Source organism: Halobellus inordinatus (assembly GCF_024464655.1).
GTDB classification, from domain to species: Archaea; Halobacteriota; Halobacteria; order Halobacteriales; family Haloferacaceae; genus Haloquadratum; species Haloquadratum inordinatus.
The window spans coordinates 98,761-112,952 of record NZ_JANHAV010000009.1; the positions used below are offsets into that span (position 1 = coordinate 98,761).

11 protein-coding genes are annotated in these 14,192 nt (G+C 64.3%); 6 read left to right on the forward strand and 5 right to left on the reverse strand.

Going from position 1 to position 14,192, the window contains the following annotated elements:
• Positions 1 to 15 precede the first annotated feature (15 nt).
• Positions 16 to 1,473: a YjiH family protein gene (locus NO347_RS14880; RefSeq protein WP_256290440.1), complete on the forward strand. Its 1,458-nt coding sequence runs from the start codon at positions 16 to 18 to the stop codon at positions 1,471 to 1,473.
• On the opposite strand, the gene NO347_RS14885 is transcribed toward NO347_RS14880, so the two are convergent.
• Genes NO347_RS14885 through NO347_RS14895 form a run of 3 tightly spaced genes read right to left on the reverse strand, consistent with a single transcriptional unit; the run spans position 1,466 to position 6,360 of the window.
• On the reverse strand, positions 1,466 to 2,263 hold the full coding sequence (locus NO347_RS14885; RefSeq protein ID WP_256290442.1) for a TrmB family transcriptional regulator: 798 nt from the start codon (positions 2,261 to 2,263) through the stop codon (positions 1,466 to 1,468). The genes NO347_RS14880 and NO347_RS14885 overlap by 8 nt on opposite strands.
• Positions 2,260 to 4,818 (reverse strand): efflux RND transporter permease subunit, encoded by a 2,559-nt coding sequence (locus tag NO347_RS14890; RefSeq protein WP_256290444.1) that lies wholly within the window; start codon positions 4,816 to 4,818, stop codon positions 2,260 to 2,262. Before NO347_RS14890 ends, NO347_RS14885 begins: the two co-directional genes overlap by 4 nt.
• A gap of 3 nt (positions 4,819 to 4,821) precedes the next feature.
• The gene (locus NO347_RS14895; protein ID WP_256290446.1) at positions 4,822 to 6,360 is read right to left on the reverse strand and encodes a COG1361 S-layer family protein; all 1,539 of its coding nucleotides are present in this window, start codon (positions 6,358 to 6,360) and stop codon (positions 4,822 to 4,824) included.
• A 320-nt stretch (positions 6,361 to 6,680) separates the two neighbouring features.
• Here NO347_RS14895 and NO347_RS14900 point away from each other — a divergent pair, with 320 nt between their 5' ends.
• From NO347_RS14900 to NO347_RS14920, 5 genes are all read left to right on the forward strand, one after another.
• Complete coding sequence (locus NO347_RS14900; protein ID WP_256290448.1) at positions 6,681 to 7,124, forward strand: DoxX family protein; 444 nt, start codon at positions 6,681 to 6,683, stop codon at positions 7,122 to 7,124.
• Between the two features lie 80 nt (positions 7,125 to 7,204).
• Entirely contained in the window at positions 7,205 to 8,179 is a 975-nt protein-coding gene (gene mvaD / locus NO347_RS14905) for a phosphomevalonate decarboxylase MvaD (RefSeq protein WP_256290449.1), read from the forward strand.
• Between the two features lie 131 nt (positions 8,180 to 8,310).
• Positions 8,311 to 9,465 carry an NAD(P)/FAD-dependent oxidoreductase gene (locus tag NO347_RS14910; protein WP_256290450.1) on the forward strand — a complete coding sequence of 385 codons (1,155 nt, stop codon included), beginning with the start codon at positions 8,311 to 8,313 and terminating at the stop codon, positions 9,463 to 9,465.
• Positions 9,466 to 9,855: 390 nt separating this feature from the next.
• Positions 9,856 to 10,344, forward strand: a complete 489-nt coding sequence (locus NO347_RS14915) for a DUF3237 domain-containing protein (RefSeq protein ID WP_256290451.1) — start codon at positions 9,856 to 9,858, stop codon at positions 10,342 to 10,344.
• A gap of 157 nt (positions 10,345 to 10,501) precedes the next feature.
• Positions 10,502 to 11,272 carry an IclR family transcriptional regulator gene (locus tag NO347_RS14920; protein WP_256290452.1) on the forward strand — a complete coding sequence of 257 codons (771 nt, stop codon included), beginning with the start codon at positions 10,502 to 10,504 and terminating at the stop codon, positions 11,270 to 11,272.
• Positions 11,273 to 11,715: 443 nt separating this feature from the next.
• On the opposite strand, the gene NO347_RS14925 is transcribed toward NO347_RS14920, so the two are convergent.
• Together NO347_RS14925 and lpdA are read right to left on the reverse strand one after the other, a co-directional pair.
• Positions 11,716 to 12,663: a D-2-hydroxyacid dehydrogenase gene (locus tag NO347_RS14925; protein ID WP_256290453.1), complete on the reverse strand. Its 948-nt coding sequence runs from the start codon at positions 12,661 to 12,663 to the stop codon at positions 11,716 to 11,718.
• A gap of 85 nt (positions 12,664 to 12,748) precedes the next feature.
• Entirely contained in the window at positions 12,749 to 14,173 is a 1,425-nt protein-coding gene (lpdA, locus tag NO347_RS14930; RefSeq protein ID WP_256290454.1) for a dihydrolipoyl dehydrogenase, read from the reverse strand.
• Between the last annotated feature and the right edge of the window lie 19 nt (positions 14,174 to 14,192).

Genomic DNA, 14,192 nt, shown 5'->3' on the forward strand with positions numbered 1-14,192 from the left:
ATTTTTTGGCAACCTATGATAGGTGGCCAGAGCTGGGAAAACAGCGACCACATCTCGGGCGAGTCAGTTCAGCCCGAACAGAAGTCCATAGACGACGTAACGATCGAATGGCGGACGCGACCGCTACTGAAATTCCTCATTTCGTTCATCACGGGCGGGTTCTTCTTCCTCTTCCCGGTCCAGTGGGAGGGACAGACGACGATCCCGCTCGACATCCTGATGTCGTTCATCACGGACTTCTCTTTCTTCGCGGTCGAGGTCTTCGTGCTCTTGATCCTGTTCGCCGGCGGGATCCTGACGACGATCTCGATGCTGCATTATCAGGGTATGATCTCGCTGAACGACCGGACGCAACGACTGCTCCAGATCGGCTACTGGAAGACGTCGAAGCCGTTCTGGGCGTTCCGCGTCATCGCGATCTTCCTCGGCGTACCGATGTTCTTCGGGTTCGGTCCCGAACTGATCCTCGCCGACGGGATCGCCGGGATCGTCTGGGACGTCCTGATGATCACGATCGTCCTCGTGATCCCGCTGGGCGGGATCTTCGTCAACCTGCTCGCTGAACTCGGCGGGCTCCAGTTCATCGGGACGCTCGCACAGCCGATTATGAAACCGCTGTTCAATCTGCCCGGGCGGGCGGCCCTCGACAGTGCCGCCTCTTGGCTCGGATCGTTCAGCGTCGGGTACTACCTCACGCGGAACGTCTTTGATCGGGGCGGCTACGACAAGCGCGAGGTGTTCGTGATCTGTACCTGCTTCGCGACGGCAAATCTCGGGACGGTCGGTGCGGTCGCCGCCGTGCTGGAACTGCTCCACATCTTCCCGCTGCTCGTCGCGCTCTATATGATCGCGACGCTCATCGTCGCCGCGATCCTCGTCCGCGTGCCGCCGCTCTCGAACGTCCCACAGGAGTACGTCGCCGAGCCCAACCCCGAGCCGGCCTTCACCGGGACGGTCGGTGAGTACTTCACGTTCGCCCTCAATCAGGCGATGCAGACGGCCGAAGACGGCGACCCGATCCACCGCGCCGCGATCGACGGCTTCGTCGACGGGACGAAGCTCACGGCGATGATCCTCGGAACGGTCCTGACGATCGCGACGACCGTGCTCCTGCTGGAAGCACACACCCCGGTCTTCGAGTATCTCGCGGCCCCGCTCGTGCCTGTGATGTCGGCGCTCGCGATTCCGGATCCGCAGATGGCCGCGACGGCCATCATCGGCGGCGCGGCCGAGTACTTCATCGGCGCGACGCTCGCCGTCGGGACGGACATCGCTACGAAGGTGTTCGTCGTCATCATCACGAGCGCGCAGGCAATCTTCTTCGCCGCGTCGGCCCCGATGATGGTCGATATGTTCGACGACGTCCCGATGCGGTTCCGTGATCTCACCCTCATCCTGGTGCTCCGGACCGCGCTCTTGATCCCGATCGCCGCCGCCCTGACGCACGGCGTGGCGGCCCTCGGCCTCATCTAGAACCGCGAACGAGCGAATCGATACTCCCCGAGATCGCGCCGGCGAGGATCTCGGCCATCGCGGTATCGGCCGACCAGATCGCGGTCTCCTCCGACGGGTCGTCCGCAGAGACGGCCGAGAGAAGAACGGCGCGTTCGTCGATTCGGAGGACGCGGCCGATGTGATTCATCCCCTCCGTTTGGACGGGCGTATCCACTTCGATCCCTTCGACCTCCGCGAACATCTCGCGGACAGTCGGACTCTCACTGACGATCCGGACAGCGACGCCGGCGTCACGACGCTCCTCGACGATCTCGACGAATTCCTCGGGGACGAACTCGGGGGCTGGGGCGCCGAACAACAGGGTCTCGGTGGCCTGCCGGGCCAGTTCGACGACCCGCCTGTTCACCGGCTCTCGACCGCGGACCGTCCAGACGTCGTCGCGCGTCTCCTCTTCGGTTCGGGCCGCGCGCTGGGCTTCTAAAAAGGCGAAAGCGCGATCGGCTTCCCGTTTCAACGACTCGGCGAGTTGCCGCCGCGCCGTGTCGAGGCTCACCGGACGGTAGCGTTTCGGCGTGGACTGCTGGAGTTCCACGAGGCCGAGATCCGCGAGTTCCTCGGCCGCACCATACACCTGCGAGCGCGGGACGTCCGTCTCCTCGTGGATCTGCTTGGCCGTGCCGACGCCGAGTCGCTGCAGCGCGATGAACACCCGCGCGGCGTAGTTCGACAGGCCGAGGCGTTCGAGCGACGAAACCGCCTCGTGCTCGGAGAGATTCTGGTTCGTATCGGAGCCGGGTCCAGCGTTCATAACGGGTCTCCGTCGATGCCGTTGGATTCGTCGAGCGATGGCTCGGCGACGGTTTCCTCGGGTGTTTCGCCCGTTGGATGCCCCATCGGCACGTCGGGGTCGTCGTTGACGATCCGATCCCACACGACGAGCGCCGAGGGGAGCACGAGCAGGGACGTGAGGAACGAGTAAATGATCGAAATCGCCGTCAACACGCCGAACTGTCCGAGCACCGAGAGGACGGCGAGGACGAGGACGCCGATTCCGAAGGCCGTGGTCGCCATACTACTCAGGAGTGCGCCACCGGTCCCGATGACGGTCCGTCTGAGAGCCGGGATGAGCGCCCGCTCGCGACGCTCGTCGATGAACCGGTGGACGACGTGCACCGAGTAGTCGATCCCCAACCCGATCGTGAGCGAGAGGATCGTCGCCGTGAACGCGTTGAACGAGATGCCGAGCGCTCGCATCGTCCCGGCGACGGCCGCGACGGAGACGACGATCGGGGCCAGGTTCGCGACGCCAAGCGATGGGAGCCCTTCGAGCACCCAGTAGATGACCACGAGGAAGACGACCGTGGCCCCGAGTGCGAGTCCGAGGCTCGTCACCGCGGACTCGAAGATGAGATCGGAGACCTCCTGGAAGACGATGGTGTTGCCAGTCGCCGTCGCGTCCCCGCGGAACCGCTCTGCGACCTCTCTCGCGGCCACGGTCGCTTCGTCGTCGGACACGTCAGCGGAGACCGAGTAGACGATTCGCGCGCTCCGGCGATCCTCAGAGAGGTACTCGGACGCGCGGTCGCCGACCGGTGAGGTCTCCAGTTCCCGGTAGATCGTCGGGAGGTTGTCGTCCGGAACGCCGTTGTCGTTGCGGTCGTTCCGCTCGACCAGCGCGGCGAACTCGGGGTTCTGCTCCGCGTAGTCCTGGATGATGGTGACGATGCTCGTGGCCTCGGCGCGCCGGTCGTCCGCGCTGACGAACTCCTCGGGCGGGTCTTGTCCGGCGCGATAGATCTGTTCGAGCGCGGCGTCGTTCTCCATCCGCGTCTCGACGTATATGGTCACTGACCCTCCCTGCGTCCTCGTGAATTTGTCTTCGAGGAAGTTCAGCGTCCCGACGACGCCGTAGTCGCTGGGTGCAAACGGTTCTGGAAGCGACTTCAACAGCGGTGAGACCTCCTCCGGCGGGAGGAAATCCTCCTGGGTGAACGAGGTGTCGACGCCGGTGGCATACGCGCCGGCGCCGGCACTGAAGACCAGCGCGAAGACGAGGACGACGATCGGCACGTACCGCGCGAGCGTGACGCCGACCGAGAGGACCTCGCCGAGCGCCGACCCCTCCTCACCGATCGGGCTCTGGCTGAACGTCGGGATGGGCCAGTCGTAGCGGCGGCGGTCGAGCCACACCTTCGCGGCGGGGAGGAAGATGCCGAAGATCAGGAACGTGAAGATGATGCCGACGCCGGCGACGATCCCGAAGTCGCGGATCGGCGGCAGGTCCGAGGCGAGATTCGAGAGGAAACCGATGACGGTAGTGCCGGTGACGATGAAGAAGGCGACGAGCAACTGATCGGTCGCGACGGTCATCGCCTCCTCGACGTCGAGGCCGGTCGCTCTGTCCTCCCGATAGCGGTTGATCGCGTGGATTCCGAAGTCGATCCCGACCGCCAGAAGCAACGGCGGGACCGAGATCATAATCTGGTTGAACGGGATGCCTGCAAGTCCAAGGAAGCCGAACGTCCAGATTACGGCCATCCCGAGCGAAATGACGCCCAACAGCAGGTCTAGCAGGTCGCGGTAGGCGACGACGAGGAAGCCGACGATGAGGAGGACGGCCGCGGGCGTGACGATGAGCAGTGAATCGGTAACGACAGTCCCGAACTCGTCGGCGATGATCCCGCTCCCGAAGACGGTGATGTCAGCATCCAGTTCGGCGTCGATGATCCGCTGGGCCTGGTTCTGGATCGGAGTCATCGGGCTATCGCCAGACTGTCCGGACCCACCGCCGCCGACGTCCTGCGGCAGATCGTGCGTGACAACGCCGATCGTCGACGACGCCGACGCCGCCTTCCGGTTGAAGTCGTTGCTCAGTGTGCCCGTGAAGCCGGGGTTGTCCGCGTTCTCACGCACGGCCCGGCGGACGTCGGTCTGGGTCGCTCGTTCCAGCGCGATGATCTGCTCTTCGAGCGTCGTCGCCGACGGGTCGATCGTCTGGGCGACGACAGACGCCGCCGAAGAGGTCTCGGAGACGTACATATCGTTTCGATCTTCGAGCGCCTCCTGTGCCCTGAGCATCGCGAGCAACGACTGCTTCGAGAGGACGTTGGCGTCCTTCTGGACGAGCTGTGTGCTACCGGGGCTGGGCGAGAACACCGGCAGGAACTCGTTTTCGATCCGTTCGAGCGCGTTCGCTGCCGGGATGTCTTCGGCGAACTGCTGGGTCCCCGCCTCGGTCGAAACGCCACCCAGACCGACCGCGAAGACCGCCGTGACGAGCAAGAACGTCAGAATCACCCGCGTGGAGTAGTTGACGATCTTGTCGTCGGCCCAGTCGACGAACCGCTGGTAGTCGAGCCGCATCGGTCAGCCCTGCCGGCGGTAGTAGAGATACCCGCCGGCGACGACGACGAGCGCCACCACGACGAGGATCGGGACGATCGGAAGCCCGCCGCCGGAACTAGCGGTCACGTCGACGGGGATCTGGTACGTGTCGGAGATGATCGTGTCACCGTCCTCGTCGTCGTACTGGAAGTCCATCTTGACCGGGTAGGTCTTCGCCGTCGCGCCGCCGCCGGCGCTGAGTTGGAAGACGATCGTCTCCGACTCGCCGGGTTCGAGGCGGTCGACGAACGCCTCGTCGTCGTCCGACGACAGCGGCGAGTCCATATAGATCTTCGCGGAGACGTCCGAGACCGCGTAGTCGCGGGTGTTCGTCACAGTCACCTCGAACTCACCGTCGGAGCCCGCGCTGAGCGTCCCGTTGACCGGTTCGACGTCGAACTCGGGCGTCTGGGGACCGACCTCGACGCGCGTGGGAATGTCGTCGGCCTGTCGCGAGGAGCCGTCCTGATCGCGGTAGTCGACGGCGAGGTCGAACTGTCGCGGGCCTGCGGACCCACTGCTCGTCACTTCGACGTCGAACTCGAACGGCGCGGACTCACCCGGTTCGAGCGACCCGACGGCGACCGACGTTTCGATCGGCGTGACTGTCGGACCCGGATCGGGGAACGTAACGACCGCGTTGTTTGCGGCCTTCGGACCCGTGTTGGTGACCGTCCCGGAGAGCGTTCCGGTCTCACCGACGCGGAGCGAACTGCTCACGTCGGCCACCGAGAACGTCATCTCGGGGAGTGCCCGCAACGGTACGGTGAGGGAGGGCGTCGATCCGGTCGTGCCGCTGGGCTTCTCGAAGTCGATCTGCGCGCCGAGCGAGTAGTTGCCGACGGTTGCGCTGTCACCGAGCGTCGTTTCGAACTCGAAGGTCCGGTTCGCGCCGCGTTCCCAGGTGTCGACGAAGCGCGTGCTCGATTGGCTGGCACCGAGTTGCACGTCCGGGGCCGACGACGAGAGCGTGAACGTCGAGTCGTACGCCGCGGAGTCGCCGACGTTCTTGACCGTCACTTCGAGGGTTCCCTGTCCGCTCACGGTCGCCGTCGAACTGGTGTCGACGACGTCGAATCGGGGGCCGGACTCGACGCGAACGGGGAGGTAGATGGTGGTCTTCCGTTCGACGTCGTTGCCCGCGCCGCTGTCGTACTCATACGAGAGTCGGAGGGGAATCCGGTAGGTGCCGCTCTCGATGTCTGAAGGGACGTTCAGTTTCAGCGAGAGACCGGCGGGCGTGCCGTCGGGCAGTTGTTCGACGTAGAGGTGTCTGGTCTCGACGTCGATCCGGCCGACGTCACGCGGACGAATGTGGACGTTGTGCGCCGAGCGAGTTTCGTCTTCGGCACCCTCGCCGTCGTTCACCAACTGGAAGGAGAGTTCGTTCACGCCGCCGGGTTGGAGCGAGGGATCGGGCGTGATTGTCTGGATGTTCGGATTGGAGGTGAGCGCGGCAGCAGGAACCGTACTTACGAGGAGCGATGCGACGATCAGGACTGCCAGTGCCTTGCGTGTCATAGGTGGGGACCCGCTCGCGTCGCCGGCGTAGTCGGCGTGCTACCACTACAGTCCACCGACTGTCGACGCGAATTACGGTCGATACCACACTATCGACCGCCTGCTATATAAGGTATTGTAAATTTCTACAAACAGTGTTCGTGTTCTCGACGCCGGAACGCGAAAATGCTCTCTCGGGCCCGTAGTGGCTATTTCCCATTCTACTTCTCGCCGTCAGAACAAGAAAGCGTTGGCCGTTTCAGCACGTTACAGTGACGTCACCAGGTATCATTAAAGTCAGGAAAATTATATATCGGTTCGTCTCCGAACTACATACTGTGATGATACCTGATATCTCATCGGTTGTACTGCAACTCGACGCAGGCTCCGAAGGAATCGCGTTCCTCCTGGCACGCGTTCTGTTCGGCGTCGTACTGGCGTTTATGGGACTGAATCACTTCCAGGGAGTCGGCCAGATGGCCGGGTACGCCGAGTCGAAGGGCATCCCGGCCGGGCGCCTGGCTGTCGTCTTCAGCGGCGGGATGTTGCTCTTCGGCGGCCTCGGAATCGCGATCGGCGCGTTCCCGGCGCTGGCTGCGGGCGCAGTCGCGCTGTTCCTGCTCGTCTCGACCCCGGCGATGCACGACTTCTGGGCCGTACCTCAAGAGCAGCAGCAGGCGGAGATGACGAACTTCCTGAAGAACGTCGCGCTTCTCGGCGGCGCGCTCGTCTTTCTCGCGCTCTCCGGGGCCCCGTGGCCGTACGCGGTCGGTGTCGGGCTGTAAGTACTCGCTGAACGGACCGTTTCTACCCACCCGATCGAGTCATCGGGACGTTTAACCCGCCGTCCCTCCCGCGTAGGGGTATGAAGGCGACCGCCAAGGCGCACCCGATCCAGGGACTGATCAAGTATCACGGGATGCGCGACGAGGAGCTTCGCCTCCCGTACCACGACAGCATCAGCGTCTGCACCGCACCGAGCGCCACGACGACGACGGTCGAATTTCAGCCGGACGCCGAGGAGGACGTCTACCTGATCGGCGGCGACCGCGTCGAGGGCCGCGGAGCCGAGCGCATCGACGCCGTCGTCGAGCACGTCCGCGACCTCGCCGATATCGAGCACCCGGTCCGACTCGAATCCGAGAACTCCTTCCCCTCGAACATCGGCTTCGGCTCCTCGTCCTCGGGCTTTGCCGCGGCCGCTATGGCCCTCGCAGAAGCTGCCGGCCTCGATATGACTCGCCCCGAGGTCTCGACGATCGCACGTCGGGGTTCGTCGTCGGCTGCCCGCGCCGTCACCGGCGCGTTCTCGCACCTCTACTCGGGGATGAACGATCGGGACTGCCGGTCCGAACGGATCGAGACGGACCTCGAAGACGATCTTCGGATCGTCGCCGCGCACGTCCCCGCCTACAAGGAGACCGAGCAGGCCCACCGCGAGGCCGCCGAGAGCCATATGTTCCAGGCGCGAATGGCGCACGTCCACCACCAGATCGACGAGATGCGCGACGCACTCTACGACGCCGACTTCGACCGCGCGTTCGAGTTGGCCGAACACGACTCGCTGTCGCTGACGGCGACGACGATGACCGGACCCGCGGGCTGGGTCTACTGGCAGCCGGACACGATCGCCGTGTTCAACGCCGTCCGCGAGCTGCGCGAGGACGAGGATGTCCCGGTCTTCTTCTCGACCGACACGGGCGCGAGCGTCTACGTCAACACGACCGCCGAGCACGTCGAAGCCGTCAAGAACCGGATCGCAGCGGTCGGCGTCGACACCGACGTCTGGGAGGTCGGCGGCCCCGCACAGATCCTCCCGGAGTCCGACGCCCTGTTCTGACCGCGCTCGCGCCGTCACAGCCGCTCGCGTCGTCTCTGCCCCTCGTACGTCGCCCCGTCTCGACCCGCGTTTCTCGTCGTCGCCGCGAAACGGCCGTTCGCCCTTTTGCCCTCCGGTCCGAACGACAGGCTATGCGAGTCGTGATCCTCGGAGCCGGCTACGCCGGCGTGACGCTGGCGCGCCGTCTCGAATCGACACTCCCGCCATCGGTCGACCTCGTCGTCGTCGACGAATCTGACACGCACCTGGTCAAACACGAAGTCCACCGCGTCATCCGACGCCCGAGCGTCGCCGACGCGATTCAGGTCCCGCTGTCGGAGCTTTTCGATCGGGCGACAGTCCGAACCGACCACGTAACCGAAGTGGATCGCGACGAACGGAGGGTCCACCTCGCCAGCGGCGATGTGCTTGCGTACGACTACGCGGCCGTCTGTCTCGGATCGACGACCGCCGACTACGGTATCCCGGGCGTCGCAGAACACGGACTCCCCCTGACGTCCGTCGACGACGCGCTCGCGATCCGGGAGGCCTTCTTCGACGCGCTCGGAGCAGATTCGGCCGATGGCGGAAGTGAGGCGGTGCACGTCGTGGTCGGTGGCGCAGGCCTGTCGGGCGTCCAGACCGCGGGCGAACTGGCCGCGCTGGCACGCGAGGAAGGCGTCGACGCCGAGGTCACGCTTCTCGAACAACTGGACGACGTCGCGCCGAACTTCCCGCCGAACTTCCGGGAGGCGGTTCGCGAGGAACTCCAACCCCGTGGGGTGTCGATCTCGACCGGAACGACGGTAGAGCGCGCGACGGCGGACGCTGTCGAGACCGACCGCGGAAGGTTCGACGCCGACGTGTTCGTCTGGACCGGCGGAATCCGAGGCACGGACGCGATGGCTGGGGACCGCCCGATCGTTCGCAAGGACCTGCGGCTCGACACGCACACGTTCGTTGTCGGCGACGCCGCCCGCGCCGTCGACGCCGACGGCGAGCCCGTGCCCGCCTCTGCGTCCGCCGCGCTCCGTGAGGCGCGAACGGTCGCTGCAAACATCGCCCGCCTCGTCGACTACGAGAGTGCCAACGGTGACGATTTCGCGCCCAGACTCGATCCCTACCGCTTCGAGGTCCCGGGCTGGATCGTGACAGTCGGTGAAGGGACGGTAGCTCAACTCGGTCCGGAGGTCGTGACCGGCGCGGCAGCGAAAGCGATGAAGACGGCCGTCGGTGCGGGACACCTGGGCTCGGTGGGCGCGGTCCGAGATGCCGTCGAGCTCGTCGAAGCGGAGTTACGGGCCTGACGGGGGTCGGCCCGCCGAGCCGAACGCCGTCGTTCCGTTCGAGTCGGAGCTAGTGAGTCGACGAGACTGATCGGGGCTTTTGCATCCGAGTACAATCTGTTCAGTGTTATTTACGGTGTTATACCATATACCATATAATAAATTCAGTCCTCTATATCTGTTAGAACTCGGTTATTCAATGTCATTAAGTAAATTTACAAATGTTCTAATAGAGATTCAAAATATAGATTATATACTACTTGTACCGTAATGTTTAGATTTCACTTGGCGGCGAAAGTACATTAAGATAACACTGGTACATATGTTATACCCGCCGCCGGAGATGGATTGACGGACGGCGGATCGAGTTTCACGCGCAACGATTATGTATATTGGAGGTACAGGGAGAATATGGCAGACGATACCTGGCAGACCGACGATCCGAACTTGGAACTGGGCCTCGAACGCGTGATGGAACTGGAGATCGACGTCGAGTCGCCGATCGAGATCGGTCAAACCGGCGACGGACAGCGGCGGATCATCCCCATCCTGGGCGGGACTGTGTCGGGGCGTATCGAAGGGACTGTTCTCGAAGCGGGTGCGGACTACCAACTCTACCGGGAGCGGCGACCGACGGAACTCGTCGCCAAGTACGCGTTCGAGACGACCGACGGCGAGCGAGTGTACGTCGAGAACCGCGGGATGCGACTCGCCGATCCGGAGACGAGCCAGCGATTGCGCGACGGACTCCCGGTCGAACCCGACGACGTCTACTTCGCGTCCGTCCCGGAGTTCGAGACGGCCGCCCCCGATCTGGAGTGGCTCACCGAGAGCGTCTTCGTCGCCGCCGGGACTCGCCAGCCGAACGGCGTGCGACTGGCCGTCTACCGGGTCCGCTAGCCCGATTCGAGACACGGCAGTCGGTATCCCAGTGTGTGGGACACCCTGGGTGGTGCTCGGCGTGGGGAGCAATCATAGCGCGATACGCCGATCTTCGAACGGGCGTACACGAGAAACGAACGACAACTATTATATTCTGAACGATGATGCACATCGTATGGATGGAACAAGCGGGGAGCCGAAAACGCCCGTGAAGACGGCGCAGACGACGTTTCGGATCGTCGAGGCGCTCAAGTCCCACGACGGCGCGACCGTCACCGAACTCGCGACTCATCTCGACATCCCGAAGAGCAGCGCCCACAACTACCTCCGGACCCTCGAACACGAAGGCTACGTCGTTCAGCACGGCCAACAGTACGAGGTCGGGCTTCAGTTCCTCGACCTCGGCGGCTACGCACGGTCCAGAGAGCGCCTCTACACGGTTGCCACCCCGGAGATGGAGCGCCTCGCGGCGGCCACCGGCGAGTACGCCAACCTGCTGGTCGAAGAGCACGGCCTCGGGGTGTTTCTGGCCCGCGAGCGCGGAGAGAACGCCGTCAGCCTCGACTCGTACACGGGACAGTCCGTCCGACTGCACACGACCGCGCTCGGAAAGACGGTTCTCGCGTATCTCCCGCGCGACCGCGTCGATGCGATCATCGAGCGCCACGGCCTCCCGGCGAAAACCGACCGAACGATCACCGACCGGGCGGAACTGTTCGAGGCACTGGCCGAGATCAGACAGCGCGAGTGCGCGTACGACCGCGAAGAGCGTATCAAGGGACTCAACTGCGTGGCCGTGCCGATCCTGAGCGACGGCGACATCACCGGCGCGCTGAGCGTGTCGGGCCCCGTCAGTCGAATGGATCAAGAGCGAATCGACGAGGAAATCCTCCCGGAACTTCGGCGGGCCGCGAACATCATCGAACTCAACCAGACACATTCGTAGTCCCCGTCGGCCGCTTTTGTTGGCGGAACGTATCGAACAGTGACGCGCGTCGGCATCTGGATCGCGTCGGACCACGCCTTCGGACGAACCCATTTGCACCGAGAGACTACTCGGTCCAAACTAAATACGAATAGTTGTTCGTAAGAAAAGAACGACTCTGTGAGAATTTTCCCGCTCGAACCACGGAGAGAATCGTCAATTGGGTGATAACGTACACGAAGTGTGAGGAGTCCGGATCGTGGGAGCCGCTCTTAGCTAGCAGATTTCGCGAGATCAGAACGAGACTACGTCGTAGGCGAAAATTGTCCAGCCACTCGTAGAGATTGTCGTCAGTCTCGTGAACTTCACGTCGTATCGTCCGGCGAGAATCTATGAACGGTTCCGATGGCCCGGATCGGAAGCGACGAGCGATGGAGTGGAAAGACGTCCGCGCGCGCTTCGGCTCACACGATCTCGTTCCACGGCGTCGCGCTCTCGTTGAGTCGGCCGATGTTCGTTTCGACGAGGTCGGCGATCCGATCGCCGTAGGTGTTCGCTTGGGCGGCGGCGTGCGGCGTCACGACGACTTCGTCCATCTCCCAGAGCGGGGAGTCTCCGGGAAGTGGCTCTGGATCGAAGACGTCGAGGGCTGCGCCCGCGATGTCGTCGTTTTCGAGGGCGTCGACGAGCGCGTGTTGCTCGACGATCGGTCCGCGGCTGACGTTGATCAGATATGCGTCCTCGCGCATCGCGTCGAGGACGTCTCCATCGACGAGTCCGCGGGTCGCGTCCGTCAGTGGGGTCGTGAGGACGACGAAACGAGCATCGGCGACGGCCTCCTCGATGCGCGACACGTCGTGGACGCGGTCGAGTCCGAGGCCCGAGACCGGACGGATGTCGACGCCCTCGACGTTCATTCCAAGCACGCCGAGTCGGGTCGCGACGCTGCCCCCGAGTTCGCCGAGACCGACGACGCAGGCGTTCGCACCGCTTATCTCGAAGGGCCGCTGCCAGGGGAGTCGCTCCCACTCGCCGTCGTTCTGTCGGTCGCGGAAGCGGTGGAGTCCCTTCGCCAGCGTCAGGACCAAACCGGTGACCGTCTCGGCGACGAGGTCGCCCGCGACGCCGGTGCTGTTGGTCATCGTCACGCCGGCCTCGCGGTAGTCGTCGAGTGGGAAATCGTTGTACCCCGATCGGATGTTGTGCACCCACTCGACAGCCCCGACGAACTCGTCGTGATGAAAGAGAGTGACGACGCCGTCGAAGTCGCTCACGTCGTCGGTGTCACACACCGCGAACTCGCAGTCGAGTCCGTCCATCTCCCGCAGAAGGTCGCGGAGATGTGCGGGTGGAACCGGATGCGTTCCCCACTCGTGGATACCGACGCGCTGGATCGCTCGATCGTTCGGCATACCCGATCCACCGACTGCGGAGGGAAAGTTCCTTGGGTGAAACCGAATTGATTGCAGCGTGACGCGAGCGGTGACTGCCCCCAGATCAGCGATTCAGCGTGTGAATCGCCTGTCCCTGCGCGTTTTCGGCCGCTTCCATCACGGCCTCGGCGAGCGTCGGATGCGTGTGCACCGTGCCGGCGACGTCTTCGAGCGTCGCGCTCATCTCGACTGCGAGTGCGACCTCGGCGACGATCTCGGAGGCGTTCGGGCCGACAATCTGCCCGCCGAGGACGATTTCGCTCGCCTCGTCGGCGACGATTCGGACGAACCCGTCGGACTCGCCCATCGAGAGCGCGCGCCCGCTAGCCCGGAGCGGCATCTCCCCGACGACGGGGTCGAAGCCGGCGTCTGCGGCATCGTCCTCGGTCAGACCCACCGTGGCGATTTCAGGATCGGTGAACACCGCGGCGGGGATCGCCTGCTGGTCGAGCGCGGCCGGTTCGCCGGCGGCGACTTCGGCGGCGACGATTCCCTCGGCGCTCGCTTTGTGCGCGAGCATCGGTTCGCCCGCGACGTCCCCGACCGCGAAGACGTTCTCGACGTCCGTTCGCGCACGGTCGTCCGTCTCGATGAATCCGGCGTCGTTCGGTTCGAGGCCGATCGCGTCAAGTTCCATCGTGTCGGTGACAGGCTGTCGCCCGACTGCGACGAGGACGGCGTCGCCCTCGTACTGTGACACGTCTCCGGCTTCGGTTTCGGTCGAGACGAGCACGCCGTCGGCCGTCTCCTCCCAGCCGGTCGCGCCCTCACCGAAGTGGAAGTCGATGCCGAGTTCCTCGGCGCGCTTGCGGACGATTCGCTTGACGTCGGCCTCGTACGCCGGGAGCACGTCGTCGAGCATTTCGACGACGGTCACCTCGGTGCCGAGTTTCGTGAGCATCGTCGAGAGTTCCATCCCGATGTAGCCCGCGCCGACGACGACGAGGCGATCCGGGACGGACTCCATCTGGAGGAGCTGAGAGGAGGAGAGCACGGGGTCGTCCGCGAAGTCGAACCCGGGAATCTGAATCGGTCGCGAGCCTGTCGCGATCACCGCGTGCTCGAACTCGACGGTCTCCATCCCCTGTCCCTCCCCGCCGTGGGCGATGCGGGCGGTGTGTTCGTCCTCGAACGCGGCCGTCCCTTCGAGCAGCGAGACGCCGTTTGCCTTACAGAGCTTCTCGACGCCGCTCGTGAGCTGGTCGACGACGTCGGACTTCCACTCCTGCATCTGCAGCATATCGATCGCCGGATCGGCGTGGATCCCCATCTCCTCGGCGTTGCCCGCCTCGTGGGCGACGTCGGCGCCGTGGATGAAGGCTTTCGATGGGATACAGCCGCGGTTCAGACAGGCGCCGCCGTAGGCGTCTTTCTCGACGAGCGTCGTGTCCAATCCCAACTGTGCGCCTCTGATCGCAGCGACGTAGCCCCCAGGCCCCGCACCGATCACGAGAAGATCCGTCGCCGTCGCGATATCGCCCATTACCATACACCTCCCGTCTCGCTCC